The sequence below is a fragment of the Kineosporia sp. NBRC 101731 genome, from assembly GCF_030269305.1.
Taxonomy (GTDB): domain Bacteria; phylum Actinomycetota; class Actinomycetes; order Actinomycetales; family Kineosporiaceae; genus Kineosporia.
Genome location: NZ_BSTC01000024.1, coordinates 41,612 through 61,785, shown reverse-complemented (window position 1 = coordinate 61,785; position 20,174 = coordinate 41,612). Strand labels below are relative to the sequence as shown.

Annotated in this window: 14 protein-coding genes; 11 read left to right on the top strand and 3 right to left on the bottom strand. The window is 71.1% G+C overall.

Annotation, left to right across the window (positions count from 1 at the left end):
- Positions 1 to 227 precede the first annotated feature (227 nt).
- From QSK05_RS34915 to QSK05_RS34905, 3 genes are read right to left on the bottom strand one after another with little or no spacing between them, the layout of a single operon-like run.
- Positions 228 to 2,615 (bottom strand): transglutaminase TgpA family protein, encoded by a 2,388-nt coding sequence (locus QSK05_RS34915; RefSeq protein WP_285601692.1) that lies wholly within the window; start codon positions 2,613 to 2,615, stop codon positions 228 to 230.
- Entirely contained in the window at positions 2,615 to 4,096 is a 1,482-nt protein-coding gene (locus QSK05_RS34910) for a DUF58 domain-containing protein (protein ID WP_285601691.1), read from the bottom strand. Before QSK05_RS34910 ends, QSK05_RS34915 begins: the two co-directional genes overlap by 1 nt.
- Positions 4,093 to 5,082, bottom strand: coding sequence for an AAA family ATPase (locus tag QSK05_RS34905; protein ID WP_231484842.1), 990 nt, complete (start codon positions 5,080 to 5,082; stop codon positions 4,093 to 4,095). The genes QSK05_RS34910 and QSK05_RS34905 overlap by 4 nt, the downstream gene beginning before the upstream one ends.
- 706 nt (positions 5,083 to 5,788) lie before the next feature.
- On the opposite strand from QSK05_RS34905, the gene mraZ reads away from it, so the two are divergent.
- The 11 genes from mraZ (at position 5,789) to QSK05_RS34850 (ending at position 19,999) form a co-directional block, all read left to right on the top strand.
- Positions 5,789 to 6,220, top strand: coding sequence for a division/cell wall cluster transcriptional repressor MraZ (gene mraZ, locus QSK05_RS34900; RefSeq protein WP_231484788.1), 432 nt, complete (start codon positions 5,789 to 5,791; stop codon positions 6,218 to 6,220).
- Between the two features lie 465 nt (positions 6,221 to 6,685).
- Positions 6,686 to 7,738: a 16S rRNA (cytosine(1402)-N(4))-methyltransferase RsmH gene (rsmH, locus tag QSK05_RS34895; RefSeq protein WP_285601690.1), complete on the top strand. Its 1,053-nt coding sequence runs from the start codon at positions 6,686 to 6,688 to the stop codon at positions 7,736 to 7,738.
- Entirely contained in the window at positions 7,735 to 8,220 is a 486-nt protein-coding gene (gene ftsL, locus QSK05_RS34890; RefSeq protein WP_285601689.1) for a cell division protein FtsL, read from the top strand. The genes rsmH and ftsL overlap by 4 nt, the downstream gene beginning before the upstream one ends.
- A gap of 467 nt (positions 8,221 to 8,687) precedes the next feature.
- Positions 8,688 to 10,532 carry a peptidoglycan D,D-transpeptidase FtsI family protein gene (locus QSK05_RS34885; RefSeq protein WP_285601688.1) on the top strand — a complete coding sequence of 615 codons (1,845 nt, stop codon included), beginning with the start codon at positions 8,688 to 8,690 and terminating at the stop codon, positions 10,530 to 10,532.
- Between the two features lie 31 nt (positions 10,533 to 10,563).
- A complete protein-coding gene (locus QSK05_RS34880) occupies positions 10,564 to 12,189 on the top strand; it encodes a UDP-N-acetylmuramoyl-L-alanyl-D-glutamate--2,6-diaminopimelate ligase (protein ID WP_285601687.1) in 1,626 nt (541 codons plus the stop codon).
- A 156-nt stretch (positions 12,190 to 12,345) separates the two neighbouring features.
- The gene (mraY, locus tag QSK05_RS34875) at positions 12,346 to 13,431 is read left to right on the top strand and encodes a phospho-N-acetylmuramoyl-pentapeptide-transferase (protein WP_285601686.1); all 1,086 of its coding nucleotides are present in this window, start codon (positions 12,346 to 12,348) and stop codon (positions 13,429 to 13,431) included.
- Complete coding sequence (locus QSK05_RS34870) at positions 13,428 to 14,885, top strand: Mur ligase family protein (protein ID WP_285601685.1); 1,458 nt, start codon at positions 13,428 to 13,430, stop codon at positions 14,883 to 14,885. Before mraY ends, QSK05_RS34870 begins: the two co-directional genes overlap by 4 nt.
- Positions 14,882 to 16,150 carry a putative lipid II flippase FtsW gene (ftsW, locus tag QSK05_RS34865; RefSeq protein ID WP_285601684.1) on the top strand — a complete coding sequence of 423 codons (1,269 nt, stop codon included), beginning with the start codon at positions 14,882 to 14,884 and terminating at the stop codon, positions 16,148 to 16,150. The genes QSK05_RS34870 and ftsW overlap by 4 nt, the downstream gene beginning before the upstream one ends.
- On the top strand, positions 16,147 to 17,235 hold the full coding sequence (locus QSK05_RS34860) for a UDP-N-acetylglucosamine--N-acetylmuramyl-(pentapeptide) pyrophosphoryl-undecaprenol N-acetylglucosamine transferase (protein WP_285601683.1): 1,089 nt from the start codon (positions 16,147 to 16,149) through the stop codon (positions 17,233 to 17,235). Before ftsW ends, QSK05_RS34860 begins: the two co-directional genes overlap by 4 nt.
- On the top strand, positions 17,232 to 18,818 hold the full coding sequence (gene murC / locus QSK05_RS34855) for a UDP-N-acetylmuramate--L-alanine ligase (protein WP_285601682.1): 1,587 nt from the start codon (positions 17,232 to 17,234) through the stop codon (positions 18,816 to 18,818). The genes QSK05_RS34860 and murC overlap by 4 nt, the downstream gene beginning before the upstream one ends.
- The gene (locus QSK05_RS34850; RefSeq protein ID WP_285601681.1) at positions 18,815 to 19,999 is read left to right on the top strand and encodes a cell division protein FtsQ/DivIB; all 1,185 of its coding nucleotides are present in this window, start codon (positions 18,815 to 18,817) and stop codon (positions 19,997 to 19,999) included. The genes murC and QSK05_RS34850 overlap by 4 nt, the downstream gene beginning before the upstream one ends.
- The last annotated feature ends 175 nt before the right edge of the window (positions 20,000 to 20,174 follow it).

The following is a 20,174-nucleotide window of genomic DNA, read 5'->3' as shown; positions in this document are numbered from 1 at the left end:
GGAACTCCAGGAAGCGACCTATCTCCTGAACTACCGGCCCCGACAGGTCCTCGACTTCGCCAACCCCCTTGAAGTCTTCAACGACCTACTCCTCGCCGATGGTGCAACCACCACTTGACTCCAAGGGGGACGCGCGAACATGGGGACGCACGAACAGGGGGACGCGCGAACAGGGGGACGACGACGGCTACCGGTTCGGGGGCACCGGGTCGAGAAGGTGGGGCCGATCAGGAGCGGCTGCTGCCGGCCTTCTCCCGGGGCTTGCGCCCAGCGGTCCCGCCCTCGTCGGGGTCGGAGGATGATGCCCCCCGCCGGAACCGCGACGTGATCCAGGGGGTCAGCCCGGCCAGGGCGGTGAGACCGGAGCCGGGCCACAGGCGGGCCGTCCACCGGGTCCGGCCGGACTTCTGCACCGCCACCGCCCCGACGACCAGGCCGACATCATGACGTCGGTCGGCCGCGGCCCGGCCCGGCTCGTCGCTCGGTGGGGCGTAGAGGGCACTCTCCAGTTCCTCGACCAGCCGTTCCAGGGCGGCGGACTGCTCGGGGGTGAGCTGGTAGTCGTCGTTGAGGCGCTGCCGGACGGCACGCGGCGTCCACGACGCGGCCCAGCGCACTCCCAGATCACTCAGCCCGAGCCGTAGGTCGTCCCACGCGGCGGTGGCCATGCCGGAGGCGGTGACGGCCTGCTGCCAGCGTCGTCGGCCGGCCACGACGGAGGCCGTGCGGGGTGCGGCCAGCCCGAGCAGCACGATCAGCAGCAGCACCACGGGCTGCCACGGCACCGAGAAGCCCCCGTCGGCCGCGGTACTGCCGGCCTCCTGCTGCTCCTGCGTGGCCTCGGCCTCGGCGGTGCTGCTGGCGTCACCCTCGCTGGTGTCCGGGGCAGTGGTGGTGCTGGTCTGGCTGTCGGGGGTGTCGGAGTTCGTGCCGGTGTTCGGCAGGGTCCAGTCGGGGGCGGCCTGACCGCTGCGCGGCGTGGGCTCGAAACGCACCCAGCCGACACCGGCGAAGTACAGCTCGGGCCAGGCGTGGGCGTCGCGCGAGGAGATGATGCGGGTGTTCTCGGTCTGCACGCTGCCGGGCAGGAAGCCGACGGCGACGCGGGCGGGAATGCCGAGCTGGCGCGCCATCACGGCCATCGTCGAGGCGTAGTGCACGCAGTAGCCCTCGCGGGCCTTGAGGAACTCCACGATCGCCTGGGCGCTGCCGTCGCCGTTCTTGGTCTCGGGGGCCTTGGTGTTGTAGACGAAGCCGCCGCCGGTGCGGAACCACTCCTGCAGCCGTACGGCCTGCTCGTAGAAGGAACCGTTGCCGGCGACGTTACGGGCGGTCCGCTCGATCTCGGCGGGCATGTCGTCGGGCAGCTGGGTGTACTGCTCAACGATCTCGTCCGGGGCCGCGCCGGCGTTGGCCAGCTGGTCGGCGGTCGGCGTGACCTCGGTGAACTCGACGCCGTAGCGGGCCTGGGTGGTGTCGACCTTGTTGCCGATGACGTTCAGCGTGTCCGGGTCGTACAGCCACTCGCCGCTCAGCCCGGTGACGGTCTTCGCCGGGTAGGGCAGAGGCAGGTAGGTCTCCCGCAGCCGGTAGATCTCGATCTGGCTGCTCTCGCTCGAGGTCTTCACCGCGGCGGTCAGGCCGGGCGCGGCGGGCAGTCCTTTGCTGACGTTGTTGGCGCGCGGGATCTTCTTCCCGCTCGGCTTCCAGGTCTTGCCGTCGTACTCGTCGTCGGTGACGATCCGCAGCGGGGCCGGATCGGCGACCGTGGTGGTGTAGGCGAGCAGTTCGGTGTCGACCGGGTCGTTCAGGTCACGGCGCATGTCGAGGATCGGGTTGATCCGGGTGATCACGGTGCCGCCGGAACCGTCGGAGCCGTCCCCGGAGCCGCCGAGCAACTGGTTGTCCAGTCCGGGCACGAAGTAGGGGATCGCCACGGCCAGGGCCACCGCGGCCAGGCCCACCCGGCGACCGCCCCGGGCCAGGCCGGTATCGCCGCCGGCGCGAGCAGGACGTTGCCCGGCCGAGGCCAGTACCCGGCCCCAGGCGCGCACCCGGTCACCGGCGTCGGCGGAGAGCAGCAGCAGGAAACCCGCGGCAGCGATCAGGAACAGGTACCAGGGCAGACCGTCGTCGAGGAGGGCGGCGGGTATGCAGTACATCGCCAGCAGCGGCAGCCCGGCCAGGGCCGGCTGACGGAACGACGTGGCCAGGATGTCGACGGCCAGCGCGACCAGCCCGGTGCCTCCGGCGGCGAGCAGCACGATCCCGCGCGTCGCGTCGACCGGCGGGGACTGGCTCTGGGTGGTCTGCAGCCCGGTGTCGAGCAGGTCGGAGAGCAACCGGACGGCCCCCGGCGGGTCGGCGATCTCGCCGCGTGCGAACAGCACGACGACCGCCAGGAACAGGACGACGGCCTGCAGCCCGACCACGGCCGGCCACCAGCCCCGGGCCAGCTGACGCCCGACGATGCCGGTCACCATCACCGCCAGCACCATGATCGCCGCGGCGAACAGCCAGGTGGAGCCCTTGATCAGAGGAGCGAGGGTGAGTGCGGCCACCAGGCTGGCGACCGCGGCGGTCACTGCCATCCGCTCGTCGGAACCGTTGCTCATCACAGAAACCGCCCAAAGCCGTCGCCGGAACCGTTCTGGCCGTTCGCCGTACCGTTCGTCGTGCCGTTAGCAGTATGAGCCGGGCCGTTCGGGGAGCCGTTCACAGCGCCGTTCCCGGCCCAGCCCGCAGTCCCCTTCATAGACCCCGAAGCTGTGCTGCCCGCGGACACCGGCGGCGGCGAGACCCCGATCCCGGCCCCGAGCTCCGCCCCGGCGCCGACCGCAGTGCTCGCCGCACCGCTCCAGACCTCGCTGATCGTCTGCCGCGACCCGGCCTCCACGACCGCCCAGCCGCCCCCACGCAGCAGGGACACCATCCGCTGCCGGTTCTGGGTGGAGCCCCGGGCGGCGTTCTGCGACCACTCCGGCGTGTTCAGCAGTACCGCGATCCCGCCGCGGCCCTCCAGGCCCAGCTCCCCGAGCTTCAGGGCCACCGATTCGTCGATGTCGCCGAGCACCGCGATGACCAGGCCGTCGCCCCCGGCGCGGTGCATGGTGGCGACGGCGTCGTCCAGGACGTCGTCGTCGCCGGCCTGCACCACCGCGAGCCGTTCCAGCAGTTCGCCGGAGGCCTCCCCGGAGTGCGGGTTGGACCAGGCGGCGGGGGTCCCGTCCACGATCAGGCGGATGCCGTGCTTCTCCTCGGCGAAGTGCACGGCGATCGACGCGGCCGCGCTGACCGCCCACTCGAACGAGGAGCCCGGGCCGTCGCCGCGGTGGGCGCGGGCCCGGGTGTCGAGCAGCACGGTGGCGCGCATCTGCCGGGGTTGTTCCTCGCGGCGCACCATCAGCTCGCCGCGCTTGGCGGTGGATCGCCAGTGCACCCGGCGCAGGTCGTCGCCCTCGCGGTACTCCCGGGTGGCGATGTCGTCCTCACCGCTGACCGCAGCCGCCCGGGCCAGTGAGTCGCCCGCGCCGCCCCAGGTACCGCCCGCGGTCAGGGGCACCAGCGGATGCAGTCGGGGCACCACCACGACATGGTCGTTGCCGGTGAAGGAGCGGGTCAGCTCGCACATCCCGAACGGATCGGTGACGCGTAGCCGCAGCGGCCCGATCGGGTACTTGCCGCGCATCGCCGCGGTGAGTGAGTAGGTGACGGCGGCTCGCTGGCCGCCGGGCATCCGGTCGAGCACGAAACGTGGGGGAGCACCCAGCACGGGCGGCACCCGGTCTTCCGCCAGCAGCACCCGGGTGCGCAGCGAGGCCAGGTTCTGCAGCTCCAGCCGCACCCGCATCGGGCTGCCGACCGAGACCCGCGGCGGGGTGGTGGTGCGGGTCAGGCCGATCCGGTAATGCGCCCGGGTCAGCATGTACACGCAGGCCAGGGGCAGGACGAGCAGCAGCACCGCGATCCGGAGCAGGTCCTGACGGCCGAGCACCACCGCGCAGATGCCGGAGGCGACCCCGGCGGAGAGGAAGGAACGCCCCCGGGTGGTCAGCCCGGACAGCGCGGCGCGGGCCCGGGAAAGGGCGGACCTCACGCCGGCCAGGAACCGTTGCTCGCGGCGGCGCGGGGGGCGGGTACCGGCACCTGGCTGAGGATCGAGGCGAGCACGTCGGCCGGGGCCCGGCGGGACAGTTGTGCCTCGGCGCTCGGCATCAGGCGGTGAGCCAGCACCAGCGGGGTGAGTGACTGCACGTCGTCGGGGATCACGTGACCCCGGCCACTCATCGCGGCCCGGGCCTTGGAGGCCCGCAGCAGGTGCAGGGCTGAGCGCGGGGAGGCGCCCAGACGCAGCTCCGGGTTCGAGCGGGTGGCCCGGACCAGGTTGACCACGTACTCCTTGATGCCGTCGGCGGCGTACACCGACCGGCTCACCGCGATCAGGGAGCGCACCGTGTTCGCGTCGCAGGCCGGGCGCAGGCCGGACAGCGGGTCGTGCTCGCCGTGGTGACCGAGCATGTCCAGCTCGGCGTTGGCCGAGGGGTAGCCCATCGACACCCGCGCCATGAAGCGGTCGCGCTGGGCCTCGGGCAACGGGAAGGTGCCCTCCATCTCCACCGGGTTCTGGGTCGCGACCACGATGAAGGGGGACTCCAGGTAGTGGGTCACACCGTCGACCGTGACCTGGTGCTCCTCCATGCACTCCAGGAGGGCGGACTGCGTCTTCGGGCTGGCCCGGTTGATCTCGTCGCCGACCACGATGTTCGCGAACACGGCGCCGGGCTTGAACTCGAACTCATGCCGTTCCTGCCGGTAGATGCTGACGCCGGTGACATCACTGGGCAGCAGGTCGGGCGTGAACTGGATGCGCTTGACCGTGCAGTCGACCGCCCGGCCGAGCGCCTTGGCCAGCATGGTCTTTCCGACGCCGGGCACGTCTTCCACCAGCAGGTGGCCCTCGGCCAGCAGAACCGTGACGGCGAGGTCCACCACGTCGGGTTTGCCCTCGATGACCGACTCGATCGCCGACTTGATAGCTCCGGTCACGCCTGCGAGGTACTCGAGTTCCCGCGGGCCGGCCATGGTCGTCACGTGTGCAGCCTCCGTGCCTCCGGACCGTCACGGTCCGGGGGGTGCCTGTCGTCCGGGTAGCCCGGCAGAAGTCGTGCAGGTATGTGTGCGGTGCTTGGTGCTGATCAGTCTCTCAAACGCTGAAGCATCCTGCAGCGTCCCTCCCGGGCGCCGGGAGCGGAGCGGTAGCCCCGTCCGGCACTCCGGTACCGGTCCGTACTCATCCGTACCCATCTGTACCCATAGGTACGGGCGGATCCACAACAAGAAGGTTCTATCGGGACATTCGGACGGCAGCGGGACGCCGTCCACCGGGCTCGCACGTGATGGCCCCCACATTCGCAGGTCCGCGAGCGTGCCTCGTCCACTGTTCCCCACCGTCCCCCACCCGTGGGCCGCTGTCGCCCCCCGCGTCCCCACTTTGCTCCCCGTCGGCCCGCCGACGGTGCCCCGACCCTCCCCGAAGGGGGCATATGACCGTTGGGGCAACGCTGTCAAGACTGTGGATGACACTCGGACGCAAACATCCCCCACGTCCGCACCCGGCTCGCTGACCTGCACGTTCGTGCAACCAGCGGCTGTGGAATCCGCCGTTCCGCCATTGCGTGTGGGGGGAAGTGGAGTAATGTGGAGGCCACTGGAGCAGGGAGGAGTTTACGGATGACACCTCTCGCCCCAGCTGTTCTGAATAGGGAGGGGCGAGGGGAGGGGACCGTAGATGTTCCTCGGTACCCACACACCTCGTCTCGACGACAAGGGCCGGATGATCCTTCCGGCCAAGTTCCGCGAGCAACTGGAGGAAGGGGTGATCGTGACCAGGGGTCAGGAGCGTTGTCTCTATGTCTTCCCCGTCGACGAGTTCTCCCGCATCTCCGACCAGTTGCGCCAGGCACCGGTGACCAGCAAGCAGGCGCGCGACTACCTACGGGTGTTCCTCTCCGGGGCATCCGACGAGGCGGTCGACAAGCAGGGCCGGATCACCATTCCGGCCATGTTGCGTACCTATGCCGGTCTGACCCGCGACTGCGCCGTGATCGGCGCCGGTCAGCGGATCGAGATCTGGGACCTGGCGGCGTGGGAGTCGTACCTCGAGGAGCAGGAACAGGCGTTCGCCGAGCAGGCCGAGGAAGTTGTTCCCGGGTTGTTCTGATGCTGCCTGATCTCGTGCCACCCCGCAGGAGCACCACGCCGAAGGACCACCCGGCCGACCGACTGCAGACGACCGAGCAGAACCGAGCATCCAGTGCTGACGCATGGCCGGCCCGACTCGCCGACGATGAGGTCTCCAGCCGCCCGAGGCGTCCTGACACACCTTCCCCGGTGTCAGGCCGCAGTTCGGTCGGAGCGGATGGAGACCTGATCGGCGGACGTCGGTCCGCCCCGGAGCGCGGGTCTCACCTCTGACGAGACACCTGCAGCCCACTTCCCACCACGTCCCTGTCACCCTGCCGGGTCGGCGAACCCCTGCCGGACCCGCAACGACCCGTACAAGAAGTCAGTCACGGAGTGTAATCGCCGAACGCGCACAGCCCCCAGCGGCTTCCCTGCCCACGAAAACCATTCTGCGGACCGGAGAGATGCTCCGGCCGCGCCGCACCCCCGAGGGGAGGTCGCGATGACCAGCCCTGACCCGGCCGGCCCGGTGAACGATGTCGCCGAGGCCCACGAACGACATGTCCCCGTCATGCGCGACCGCTGTGTCGAACTGCTGGCGCCCGCGCTGGACAGGCCCGGATCGATCGTGGTGGACGCCACGCTCGGTATGGGTGGCCACAGCGAGGCCCTGCTCACAGCCTGCCCGCAGGCCACGCTGGTCGGTATCGACCGCGACCCGCAGGCCCTGGAACTGGCAGGCCGCCGCCTGACCGGTTTCGGCGACCGCGTGCGCCTCGCGCACGCCGTCTACGACGACATCCCCCAGGTCCTCGCCGATCTGGGGATCGGCAAGGTCGACGGGGTCCTGATGGACCTCGGCGTCTCGTCCCTCCAGTTGGACGAGAGCGACCGGGGCTTCGCCTATGCGGTGGACGCGCCGCTGGACATGAGGATGGACCAGACCGCGGGTGTCTCCGCGGCCGACGTCCTGAACACCTACGCCGCTCCCGACCTGGTCCGGATCCTGCGTGACTACGGTGAGGAGCGTTTCGCCAAGCGCATCGTCTCGGCGATCGTGCGCGAGCGGACCACTCGTCCGTTCACGACCAGCGCCCGGCTGGTGGAACTGGTCCGGGACAACGTGCCGGCCGCCACCCGGCGCACCGGTGGCAACCCCGCCAAGCGCACGTTCCAGGCGCTGCGGATCGAGGTCAACCAGGAACTCGAGGTGCTGCAGCGGGCCGTGCCCGCGGCGGTGGACGCGCTCGCCGTCGGCGGCCGGATCGCCGTGCTCGCCTACCACTCCCTGGAAGACCGCATCGTGAAACGGGTGTTCGCGGAGCAGGTGCGCAGCACCACGCCGCCCGGTTTGCCGGTCGAGCTCGAGGGGCACGCCCCGCGCATGCAGCTGCTGACCCGGGGTGCCGAGGTTCCGGACGAGGCGGAGATGGCGGAGAACCCGCGCGCGGGTTCGGCCAAGCTGCGGGCGGTGGAACGGCTCCGGGAGGCGCCGGCCGCCTCCGCGAAAGATGTTGTGGGCTATCGCAGGCAACGAGGAGGGGACGCAGGATGAGCACCAGCACCGCGACCGCGAGGGTTGCACCGGAATACCTTTCGGGCGCCGCGGCAGCCCGGCAGAACATCCGGCAACCGGCCCGGCCGCCGCTGCGTGTTCCGCGCCCCCGTCTGCGGGTCGTTCCCGCACCCCGGCGTTCGCGGACCGGGCTCGCCCTGCTGTGCGTCGGCCTGCTCGGCGCCGGACTCCTGGCCCTGCTGCTGCTCAACATCAGCATCGGCAAGGGCGCCTACGAACTCACCGGACTGCAGCAGAAGCAGCGGGAACTGGCCGATCAGCAGCAGTCGCTGACCGAGCAGGTCGAATCGCAGAGCGCCCCGGGCAAGCTCGCCGACAAGGCGAAGAAGCTCGGCATGGTGCCCGCGCCGAACCCGGCGTTCATCGACCCCGACAACGGCAGTGTGAAGGGTGAGCCGGAGGCGGCGACCTCCCCCGCGGCGGAGAAGGCCTCTTCGGCGTCGGGTGAGCCGGCGCGATGAGTACCGGTGGTGGCGCGGCCGCCCGGTCCGGGGACCCTCGGGGTTCGGGACGCGCCACCACACCGGCCCGGAAGGTGCAGAGAACAGGACGCGATCAACCGTCCGGTCAGTCGTCCGCGAGGACGGGATCCGTGTCCGGCACGTCCGGCGTCTCGTCGGGAAGTGCCAGGAACACCATGCGTGGGGATGCCTCTCAGGCCCGTAGCGGCCAGCCTCGTAGTCAACCGCCCCGAAAGAGCCCACCGGCCCGCCGGGGTCCGACCGGAAAGGTCGGATCAGCCGGAAAGGCCGGATCAGCCGGACGGGCCGCCACCGGGAAGTCGGCGGCGAAGAAGGCCGTCAGCCGGAAACCCGAGCCGAAGAAGGCTCCGCGGACCGGTGCGAAACCCGTTGCCCGGCGGACTGGTCCGAGGCCGGGCGCGAAGAGGGCCGCCCGTACGCTGACCCGCTCGGCGCTCGGTCCGGCGGTGAGAACCGCTCGTACGCAAGCCAGGCGCCGTACCGGCGGGCGTGGTCCGGGCGGTCCCGGTGGCCCCCGGCGCCCCCTCCTGGGACCACCCCGGTCCGGCAGCCCGGACGTACGGCTGCGCTGGGTCACCAGTGTCGTCGTCCTGATCTTTCTCGTGTTCGCCGGAAAGCTCGTCCAGCTACAGGCGATCGACGCCGAGAAGCTGTCGGCCGAGGCGCTGGAGAGTCGCTCGATCACCAAACCCCTGCCCGCGCACCGCGGCGACATTCTCGACACGAACGGCAGCGTCCTGGCCACCACGGTGGAACGGCGCAACATCACCGTCGACCAGACCCTGGTGTCCGCGTACAACGAGACGGCCAAGGTGCCGAACGACGAGAAGGGCGCCGTCGGGGCGGCCCGGAAGATCGCGCCGGTCCTGAACCAGCCGGTCGCCGAGGTCGCTCAGACGCTGGCCGGCAACAAGCGCTTCAACTACGTCGCCAAGGACGTGGAACCCACCGTCTGGCGCGATGTCTCGGCTCTCGACATCCCGGGAATCTTCAGCGAGTCGGCCAGTCGCCGCACCTACCCGGCCGACGCGGTCGCGTCGAACGTGCTGGGCTTCATCAACAGCCAGGGCGAGGCCCAGTCCGGCATCGAGAGGTCGCAGGACGAGCTGCTGAACGGCACCGACGGCACGCTCACCTACGAGAAGGGCAAGGGCGGTCAGCAGATCGCCACCGGGATGACCACCGAGACCGAACCGGTCGACGGCAAGGACATCCAGCTCACGCTCGACCGTGACCTGCAGTGGAAGTCGCAGGAAGCGCTGGACAAGGTGGTCAAGGACGCCAACGCCGCCTCCGCGACGCTGGTGGCGCTCGACATCAAGACCGGGGAGATCCTGGCTCTGGCCGACGCTCCCACCTACAACGCCAACACGCCCAACAAGGCCAAGGCGGCCGATCTCGGGAACCGTGCTCTCACCGACGTTTTCGAGCCTGGGTCGACCAGCAAGGTGATCACGGCCGCGGCTGCCATCGAGGAGGGCGTGGCCACGCCGTCGAGCCACATCACGGTGCCCAACCGGCTCGACCGGGGCGCCGCCGGCGTGATCCGCGACTCCGAGGAGCACGGCGTCGAGAAGCTGACCTTCGCCGGGGTTCTGGCGAAGTCGTCGAACATCGGCACGGTCAAGGTCGGCGAGAAGATGTCCGCGCAGACGATGTACGACTACCTGACCAAGTTCGGCATCGGCAGCAAGACCGGGGTCGGCATGACCGAGTCGGCGGGCATCCTCAGCACCCCCGACAAGTGGGACGGCCGCACCCGGCTGAACGTGATGTTCGGTCAGGGCCTGTCGGTGACCGCACTGCAGTCGGCCGAGGTCTTCGCCACCATCGCCAACGACGGTGTGCGGGTGCAGCCGAAACTGGTGAAGGCCGTCACCGGGGCCGACGGCAAGCTCGAGCCGGAGCCCGAGGGCAAGAAGACCCGGGTGGTCAGCACCCGGACGGCCGAGCAGGTCCGCCTGATGCTGGAGAGCGTCGTCGGTGAGGGCGGTACGGCGGTCAACGCCGAGATCCCCGGCTACCGGGTGGCGGGCAAGACCGGTACGGCGCAGGCCTACGACGAGAGTTGCGGCTGTTACAACGGGTACACGGCCAGTTTCGTAGGGATGGCCCCGGCGGACGACCCGGCCCTGGTGGTCGCGGTCTTTGTGCAGCAGCCCCAGAACGGTCACTACGGCGGCATCCTGGCGGCGCCCGTCTTCCAGCAGATCATGTCCTACGCGCTGACCCTGCAGGGCATCGAGCCGACGGGGGCGAAGATGCCCGACGTTCCGCTCGAGTGGTCCTGAGAGGTCCCCGAAACCGGATAGATTCACGACTGTGCCGGCCCCGCTGCGCGAACCCGCGCCTGCCCGTTCCCTCGTCGACGTCGCGAGCGTCCTCGGTACCACTGTGCCGGACACTGCGCGTGACGTCGTGATCACTGGTGTCTGCCTGGATTCCCGGGCGGTCCGACCCGGTGATCTGTACGCCGCGCTGCCCGGCGCTCGCACCCACGGCGCCCGTTTCGCCGCCGGGGCCGCGGAACTGGGCGCGACGGCGGTGCTGACCGATCCCGACGGGGCGGAACTGGCGGCTGCCGCCGGGTTGCCGGCGGTGATCGTTCCCCATCCCCGCCAGGTACTCGGCGACCTGGCTGCCTGGGTGTTCGGCCGCCCCGCCGAGAAGATGCTGATGTTCGGCGTCACCGGCACCAACGGCAAGACCACCACGACATTCCTGCTGGACGGCGCGCTGCGGGCCGGGCAGCGTCGTACCGGGATGATCGGCACCGTGACGACCCGGTTCCTCGACGAGCAGGTCGACAGCGTGCGCACCACCCCGGAGGCCCCCGACCTGGCCGCCCTGATGGCGACGATGGTGGCCCGGGGCGTGGACGTCTGCTCGATGGAGGTCTCCAGCCACGCGATCACCCTCGGCCGGGTCGACGGCATCCGCTTCGACGTGGCCGGGTTCACCAACCTCAGCCAGGACCACCTCGACTTCCACCCCACGATGGACGACTACTTCGCCGCGAAGGCGCAGCTGTTCTCCCCGGAGCGCTCGCGGCAGGGGGTGATCTGCGTGGACGACGAGTGGGGACGCCGGCTGGCCCGCGAGGCGGGGGTCCCGGTCGTGACCTTCACCACCGTGGGTCCCTGGACGGCGACCGACGACGCGAGCCCCACCACGGGGGGCACCGCCATCGACGAGGCCGACTGGCGCGTGACCGCCGCCCGCCCGCACGACGGGGGCACCGACTTCGTCCTGACCGGCCCGGACGGCGTGAGCGTGGACGCCCGCTGTCCGCTGCCGGGTGAGTTCAACGTGGCGAACACCGTGCTCGCGCTGCTCATGCTGGTGGCCGGGGGCACCGAGCCGGCTGATGCCGCCCGCTGGCTGGCCGACGCCCCCGCGGTGCCGGGCCGGATGGAGCTCATCTCCCGCGGCGCCCCCGGGCAGCCCCTGGCCGTTGTCGACTACGCCCACAGCCCCGACGCCGTGGCGACCGCTCTGCGCGCCCTGCGGCCCTCCCTGGGGGCGGCCGGAGGGCCGCTGGTGGTGGTGCTCGGCGCCGGTGGCGACCGCGACCGCGCCAAGCGCCCGAAGATGGGCGCCGAGGCCGCCCGTCACGCCGACGTGGTGGTCGTCACCGACGACAACCCCCGGTCCGAGGTCCCCGCCGACATCCGCGCATCGGTGCTCGAAGGGGCACGATCGGTGAGCGGGACCGGCTCTGCCACCCCTGATGTGCTCGAGATCGCCGACCGCCGTCAGGCGATCGAGACCGCCGTCCGGCTCGCCGGGCCGGACGGGATCGTGCTGGTCGCGGGCAAGGGGCACGAGCGGGGCCAGGAGATCGCGGGGGTCAAGCACCCGTTCGACGACCGGGAGGTGCTCGCCGAGGTGCTCGGGCGGGCCGGCGGCAATGTGGCCGCCCCGGTGCCCCAGGGCCAGAACCGGTGACGCGCGCACCGCGCAGGCTCGGTACCGTGAGCGCCGCCCCATGGGCCCCCGGCACGTACAGGAGACCGTCCGTCTGATGTCCGGCTCGATCACTGCTTCCCCCGGCAGCACGCCGGCTACCACCCCCACACGAACGAGAGAGACCGAGGCAGCGTCGTGAGAACGGTCCTGATCGCCGCGGCCGTATCGCTGATCTTTGCGCTCTTCGGAACCCCGATCTTCATCCGGTTCCTGGTCAAGCGCCGTTACGGTCAGTTCGTCCGGGACGACGGCCCGACCTCGCACCACGTCAAGCGGGGCACCCCGACCATGGGTGGCGCGGTCATCATCCTCGCCACCCTGACCGGTTACACGGTGGCGCACGCCGTCACCCTGGACGGCCCGACGATGTCGGGCGTCCTGGTGCTCTACCTGATGACGGGTCTGGGTCTGGTCGGATTCCTCGACGACTTCATCAAGATCAGCAGGCAGCGAAGTCTGGGACTGACGGCCGGCGGCAAGCTCGCCGGGCAGTCGTTCGTCTCGGTGACCTTCGCGGTCCTGACGCTCCAGTTCCCGGACAACGGTTTCCGTACCCCGGGCACCACGGCGATCTCGTTCATCCGCGACACCGCGGTCGACCTGGCCTTTGCCGGGCCGGTGATCGGGCTGATCCTCTACATCGCCTGGACCTACATCATCATCGCGGGCGCCAGCAACGGCGTGAACCTGACCGACGGCCTGGACGGCCTGGCCACCGGCGCCAGCGTGATGGTGTTCGGCGGCTACGTGATGATCGGCATCTGGCAGTCCAACCAGTCGTGCCAGCTCGCCACCGGCGCCGGACCGCAGTGCTACGAGGTGCGCGATCCGCGTGACCTGGCGGTGGTCGCGGCCTGTGTGATGGGTGCCTGCTTCGGCTTCCTCTGGTGGAACGCCTCACCGGCCAAGATCTTCATGGGTGACACCGGCTCGCTCGCCCTCGGCGGCGGCCTGGCCGGCCTGGCCATCACCACCCGCACCGAGCTGCTGCTCGTGCCGCTGGCCGGCCTGTTCATCATGATCACGCTGTCGGTCATCATCCAGGTCGGCTCGTTCAAACTGACCGGGAGACGGGTGTTCCGCATGGCGCCCCTGCAACACCACTTCGAACTGGTCGGGTGGGGCGAGGTCACCATCGTCATCCGGTTCTGGATCATCGCCGGGCTCTTCGTGGCACTCGGTCTCGGGGTCTTCTACGCCGAGTGGGTGGTGGGTATATGAGCGACCCTGCGGCCAACGAGTGGAACGGCCTGCGGGTCGTCGTCGCCGGGATCGGGATCTCCGGTTTCGCCTGTGCGGACGCCCTGCTCGAGCGGGGCGCCCAGGTGGTCGTGGTGGACCACACCGACGCCGGTTCCCGCGGGGAGCGCGGCACCGTCCTGGGCATGCTGGGCGCGGACACCCGCCTCGGTGCCGAGCACGTCACCGCCCTGCCCACCGTGGACGGTGAGCCTGCTCAGCTGCTGATCGTCTCGCCGGGCTGGGCCGACGACCAGCCGGTGCTCGCCGGTGCGCTCGCCGCGGGTATCCCGGTCTGGGCCGAGGCCGAGCTGGCCTGGCGTCTGCGGCCCGCGGAGAAGCCGGCTCCCTGGCTGACCGTCACCGGCACCCGGGGCAAGGCCACCACCACCACGATGCTGGCCACCATGCTGGCGGCCGACGGCCGGCGCGCCACCTCCACCGGGCAGGCCGGCACCTCGCTGCTGGAATCGGTACTGCACCCGGAGCCGTACGACGTGCTCGCCGTGCAGTTGTCGGCGTTCCAGCTGCGCTGGTCGTCCAGCGTGCAGCCGCTGGCATCGGTGTGCCTGAACGTCGGCCCGGCCGACACCGGCAGCCTGGCCGCGCGCGGACTGGTCTACCGCAACACCGAGATCGCCTGCGTCTACAACGTCGCCGACGGGACCACCGAGCAGCTGGTGCGCGACGCCGAGGTGATCGAGGGCGCCCGCGCCATCGGTTTCAGCGGTGGGGTGCCCGCCGTGTCGATGCTCGGCCTGGTCGAGGACGTGCTCTGCGACCGGGCCTTCGTGCCCCAGCGGGCCACCGCGGCCGCCGAGCTCGGCACGATCGACGACGTGCGCACCGCCGGGGCCGGCGTGCTGGCCGCGCACAACGTGCTCAACGCCCTGGCCGCCGCCTCGCTGGCGCGGGCGTACGGCGTCGTCCCCTCGGCCGTGCGTGACGGGCTGCGTCACTACTACCCGCTGCCGCACCGGCTGAACCTGCTGAGCAAGACGAACGACGTTGACTGGGTGGACGACTCGTCGGCCACCGACGCCTACGCGGCCGCGGCCGGGCTGGCGAGTTTCGCCTCCGTGGTCTGGATCGCGGGTGGCTACGGACCGGCCCCGGACGACCTGGACGCGGTGGTGGAGAAGTACGCGACCCGGCTGCGCGGGGTCGTGCTGCTGCCCGGTGACGGCACTTCCGCGCTGCGTGAGGCCCTCGGCCGACACGCCCCGGATGTCCCGGTCCTGGATGCGGCCGTCCCCGAGACTGGGGGGATGCCCGAGATCGAGCCGGTGATGCGGTCCGCCGTCGAACGCGCCGGCGACCTGGCCCGGCCCGGCGACACGGTGCTCTACTCGCCGGTTCTCGCGGCCCCCGAGGGCGAGCCGTTCTCGGCCCGGGGGCAGGCGTTCGCCCTCGCCCTGAAAGACGTGCCCGCGTGACGGTGACCGTCGATCCGCCGCTGATCGGTGGGGCCTCCGACGGGGACTCGCTGTCGCACCGCGTCGCCGGTCGGCTGAACTCGCCACTCACCTCGTACTACCTGGTGTTCGGGGCGACCGTAACGCTGACCTGCATCGGCCTGGTGATGGTGCTGTCCAGCTCCAGCGTCGAGTCGATCGCCGACGGGGCCTCTCCGTTCACCGAGTTCTGGCGGCAGCTCATGTTCGCCGCGATCGGCGTGCCCGCGATGCTCGTGGCCATGCGCATTCCGGTGCGCACGTGGCAGGTACTGGGCTGGCCGCTGCTGCTCGTGTCGTTCGTGCTGCAGATGCTCACCTTCGTGCCCAGCATCGGTGTCGGCACCAAGGGCAACCACGGCTGGATCCTGATCGCCGGGTTCACCCTGCAGCCCGCCGAGGTCGGCAAGTTCGCCCTGGTCGTCTGGGGCGCCACGGTGCTGGTGCGCAAGCGCCCGCTGATGGACCAGCCGCTGCACGCCCTGATCCCGGTGGTGCCGGGCGCCGGTGTGCTGCTCATGCTCATCCTCGGCGGAAAAGACCTGGGTACGGCGATGGTGGTCATGGCGATCATGGCCGGGCTGCTCTTCGTCGCCGGCGCTCCGCTGCGGATCTTCGCCGCGGCCTCCGGTGTGCTGCTGCTGGCGGTGCTCGTGCTGGCGCAGACCGACAACCGCCTCGACCGGATCGGCAGCTGGCTGAACGGCTGCTCCGCCACCAGCGCAGACGCCATGGGCGCCTGCTTCCAGAGCGTGCACGGCCAGTGGGCCCTGGCCTCCGGCGGGTGGTGGGGCGTGGGCCTCGGTGCCAGCCGGGAGAAGTGGGGCCTGCTGCCCGAGGCGCACAACGACTTCATCTTCGCCATCGTCGGCGAGGAGCTCGGCCTGGTCGGGACGCTGCTCGTGATCGGCCTGCTGCTGACCCTGTGTCTCGGCCTGGCCCGGATCGTGCTGCGCACCGACGACCTGTTCGTGAAAATTGCTACTTCGGGAGTTCTGATCTGGGTGGTCACCCACTCCGTCATCAATATCGGTGGGGTCATCGGCCTGCTGCCGATCGTCGGGATGCCGCTGCCGCTGGTCTCCAGCGGCGGTACGGCACTCATCACGATGCTCGCGGCCCTCGGCATGGTGCTCGGGTTCGCCCGGCGGGAGACCGGGGCCGCGCAGGCCCTGGCCGCCCGGGTCGGCCTGGTGCAGCGGTCGCTGGCCGTGCTGCCGGTCCGGCGTGAGGGGAGGAACCGATGAGCCTCTCCGTCGTTCTCGCCGGTGGCGGGACCACCGGCCACATCGCCCCGCTGCTGGCCCTGGCCGACTGCCTGCGCCGCCGGGACCCGGACACCCGGATCACCGCGCTGGGTACGGCCGAGGGCCTGGAGGCCCGGCTGGTCCCGGCCGCCGGTTACGACCTCCAGCTGATGCCGCGCGTGCCGATGCCCCGGCGGCCTTCGGCCGACCTGCTCCGCCTGCCCCAGCGTCTGAAGGCGGCCATCGACGCGGCCGCCGCGGTGCTGGACGACGCGGACGTGCTGGTCGGTTTCGGCGGCTACGTGTCGTCGCCGGCCTACATCGCGGCGCGGCTGAAGAAAGTGCCGTTCGTGGTGCACGAGGCCAACGCCCGGCCCGGCCTGGCGAACAAGCTCGGAGCCCGGTTCACCCCCTACGTCGGCGTCACCTTCCCGGACACGCCGCTGCGCGGGGGACAGGTGATGGGGTTGCCGCTGCGCACCCAGATCACCGGTCTGGACCGTCAGGAACAGCGGGAGACCGCGCGGGTGGCCCTGGGCCTGAAGCCGCACCAGACCACGCTCTTCGTCACCGGCGGTTCGCTCGGCGCGCAGCAGCTGAACGACACGTTCGGCGCGGCGGCGCAGATGCTGACCGCAGCCGGCATCCAGGTACTGCACACCTCGGGCCGGGACAAGACCGTGTCGTTCCCGGGGGAGCAGCCCGCCGGCTACGTCGTCAGCCCGTACCTGGACCGGATGGACCTGGCCTACGCGGCGGCCGACGCCGTGGTGTGCCGGTCCGGTGCCGGCAACGTCAGCGAGGTCACCGCCCTGGGCCTGCCCGCGGCGTACGTGCCCCTGCCGATCGGCAACGGTGAGCAGCGTCTCAACGCGGAGCCGGTGGTGCGGGCGGGCGGAGGTCTCCTCGTCGACAACGACGCGTGCGACCTGCGCTGGGTCGAGACCACTCTGCTGCCCCTGCTGAGCGATCCGGGACGGCTGAGTGCCATGGGCGACGCGGCGGCCCGGTTCGGGATCCGCGACGCCGACGAGCGGCTCGCGTCGATGGTCGAGGTCGCGGCCTCGCGTGGAGGAGCCCGATGAGTCAGAGCCCGGAACCGCACGACTCACACGATCAGGTGGAGGGCGAGCCCGGTGGCTCCCCGACCCCCAGCGTGCCGACCATGGCCGGCTCCCGGGTCGGTGGCCGGCTGTCCAACGAGGCCACCGTCACCAGTGCTTCCGGCGCTCCCTTGGTGGACGACCCGATCCTGGCCGCGCACCTGATCGGCATCGGCGGCGCGGGGATGTCGGGCATCGCCCGGCTCCTGCTCGCGCGCGGTGTCGTGGTGTCGGGCAGCGACAGCCGGGACAGCCCGGTGCTGGCGGCCCTGCGGGCCGGTGGCGCGGCCGTCTTCATCGGTCACCGCGCCGACCAGGTGCCGGCCGGGGCCACCGTGGTGATCTCCACGGCCGTGCGCCCGGACAACCCGGAGCTGGTCGAGGCCCGGGCCCGGGACCTGCGGGTACTGCACCGCTCCGAGGCGCTGGCCGCGCTGATGACCGGCCGCCGCCCGGTGGCGATCGCCGGCACCCACGGCAAGACCACCACCACCGGTATGACCACGGTGCTGCTGCGCGAGTGCGGCCTGGACCCGTCGTTCGCGATCGGCGGCGAGCTGACCGAGGGCGGCCAGGGCGCACACGACGGTGCCGGCGACATCTTCGTGGCCGAGGCGGACGAGTCGGACGGCTCGTTCCTGCTCTACCGGCCTGAGGTCGCGGTCATCACCAACGTGGAGCCCGACCACCTCGACCACTACGGCACCCCGGAGGCGGTCGAGGCCGCCTTCGTCGAGTTCTGCCAGCGGGTCAAGCCCGGCGGCATGGTCGTGGTCTGCGGTGACGACGAGGGTGTGCGCCGGGTCCTGGCGAACGTCTCGGACAAACTCGCGGCCCACGCCGTGCGGGTCTGCCGCTACGGCCTGGACGATGACAACGACGTGCGCCTGGTGGACGTCGACGACACCCCCGACGGTGTCAGTTTCGCGATCGAGGCCCGGCCCGACGGCACCCGCATCGGCCCGGTCACCCTCCGCGTGCCCGGCGTGCACAACGCCCTGAACGCCGTCGCCGCCTGGTGCGTCGCCCGGCACTTCGGGGTGTCCGGGGCCCCCGCCCTGACGGCGGTGCGCAGCTTCGGCGGCACCCGTCGCCGGTTCGAGGACAAGGGTTCCTGCGACGGTGTGCGCATCGTCGACGACTACGCCCACCACCCGACCGAGGTGCGCGCGGTGCTGAAGGCGGCCCGCAGTGTCACCGAGGGCCGGGTGCTGGCCGTGTTCCAGCCGCACCTGTTCAGCCGCACCCGGATCTTCGCCGAGGACTTCGGCGCCGCCCTGTCGCTGGCCGACGAGGTGATCGTGCTCGACGTGTACGCCGCCCGGGAGGATCCCGAGCCCGGCGTCACCGGTGAGCTCGTGGCGAACGCGGTCCGGCTGCCACCGGCGCAGGTCGCGTACCGGCCCACCGCGTCGGCCGCCGTCGACGAGGTGCTACGACGGGCCCGGAAGGGCGACCTGGTGATGACTCTCGGCGCCGGTGACATCACCGTTCTGGGCCCGGCGATCCTGGATGCCCTGCGCTCGGGCCGCTCCGCCGACGACAGCGACCAGCAGCCGGCATGACGCCGCCCTCGTCGAGCGGGCCGGGCCGTCGCCCGGCCCGGGCCCCCGCCGCCCGGAACCCGGCGCCCCGGCGTAAGCCGGGCCCGTCGGCGTCCTCGGGCAAGGCGACCCCGAAACCGCCGGCGAAGGCACCCCGGCCCGCCCCGAAACCGACTCCCCGGCCGGCGGCGAAGAAGCCGCCGGTGAAGAAGATCGTGGCGAAGCAACCGGTCGCCAAGAAGCAGGTCGCCAAGAAGCAGGTCGCCAAGAAGCAGGCGGCCGGGAGGCCGGTCGCGAAGAAGCCCGTCGCGAAGAAGCCGGTCGCCCGGAAGAAGCCTCCCTCACACACCCGCCCGCTCTCGGCGAGCCGTTCGACCGGGTTGCTGCCGCAGAACGTGCGCCCCGTGGTCTCGCAGACGTCCGCGCAGCGGTTCGCCGCCCGGGCCCGGGCCCGGCGCCGTCGTCAGGTGCTGGTCGGCCTGTTCACGGTGATGGTGCTCGGCGGTGGTAGCTGGCTGGCCGTGCTCTCGCCGTGGGCCCGGGTGAACCGGGTGACCGTGTCCGGTCTCGACCGGGTGCCCGAGTCGACGGTGCGCGACACCACCGACACCGAGATCGGTCACTCCATGCTGCTCACGCGCACCTCCGACATCACGGCGCAGCTGAGCAAGCTCCGCCTGGTGAAGAGCGTCGAGGTCAGCCGTTCGTGGCCGGGCACGCTCAAGGTCGAGGTGACCGAGCGCGAGCCGGTGGCCGCCCTGCCCTCGAGCCAGGTGGCAGCCAACAGCAACAACGAGAACGCCCAGACCTCGGACCCCCTGCAGATGATGCAACTGGTGGACGACGAGGGCGTGGTCATCGAGACGGTCCCGGCCCCGAGCACCCCGGCCGGACTGCCCCGGATCGAGGTCGCGCTGGGGGAGAGGCAGAGCGTGGCCAACCTGCGTGGCACCCTGGCCGTGCTGAACGGTCTGCCCGGCAACCTGAGCTCACGTCTGAAGGCGATCGGCACCCGTTCGCCGGACGGGATCTGGCTGAGGCTGTCGGCACCGGTCGAGGGTGCGAAAGAACGCACGGTGCTCGTGCAGTGGGGCGATGCGGAGCAGGGCGGGAAGAAGGCGAAGGTCCTGACCGCGCTGCTCCGGCAGAAGGCGAAGACCTATGACGTGCGGGCCCCGGAGATGCCCTCCACCGCGTCGTAGGTGAGAAGAGGGCGGGACGTAATGCCCGGCGGACAGCGGGTGACGGTCCCCACATCGGGGCCTGATCGAACACGCTGATCGAGACGGCCGTGCGACACACCGCCGAGGTCGTTGAAAGGCCTCGGGTGGGCACCTACGTTCGCTTATCAGTACAGGCTGACATAACTATAACCCT

What these genes read in the sequence shown, in the direction of transcription:
- QSK05_RS34905 (WP_231484842.1), bottom strand. Translation starts at nt 5,082, where the DNA reads ATGGCCGGCCCGCGGGAACTCGAGTACCTCGCAGGCGTGACCGGAGCT.
- rsmH (WP_285601690.1), top strand. Translation starts at nt 6,686, where the DNA reads ATGACCAGCCCTGACCCGGCCGGCCCGGTGAACGATGTCGCCGAGGCC.
- QSK05_RS34870 (WP_285601685.1), top strand. Translation starts at nt 13,428, where the DNA reads ATGAGCGACCCTGCGGCCAACGAGTGGAACGGCCTGCGGGTCGTCGTC.
- ftsL (WP_285601689.1), top strand. Translation starts at nt 7,735, where the DNA reads ATGAGCACCAGCACCGCGACCGCGAGGGTTGCACCGGAATACCTTTCG.
- mraZ (WP_231484788.1), top strand. Translation starts at nt 5,789, where the DNA reads ATGTTCCTCGGTACCCACACACCTCGTCTCGACGACAAGGGCCGGATG.
- QSK05_RS34915 (WP_285601692.1), bottom strand. Translation starts at nt 2,615, where the DNA reads ATGAGCAACGGTTCCGACGAGCGGATGGCAGTGACCGCCGCGGTCGCC.
- murC (WP_285601682.1), top strand. Translation starts at nt 17,232, where the DNA reads ATGAGTCAGAGCCCGGAACCGCACGACTCACACGATCAGGTGGAGGGC.
- QSK05_RS34860 (WP_285601683.1), top strand. Translation starts at nt 16,147, where the DNA reads ATGAGCCTCTCCGTCGTTCTCGCCGGTGGCGGGACCACCGGCCACATC.
- QSK05_RS34850 (WP_285601681.1), top strand. Translation starts at nt 18,815, where the DNA reads ATGACGCCGCCCTCGTCGAGCGGGCCGGGCCGTCGCCCGGCCCGGGCC.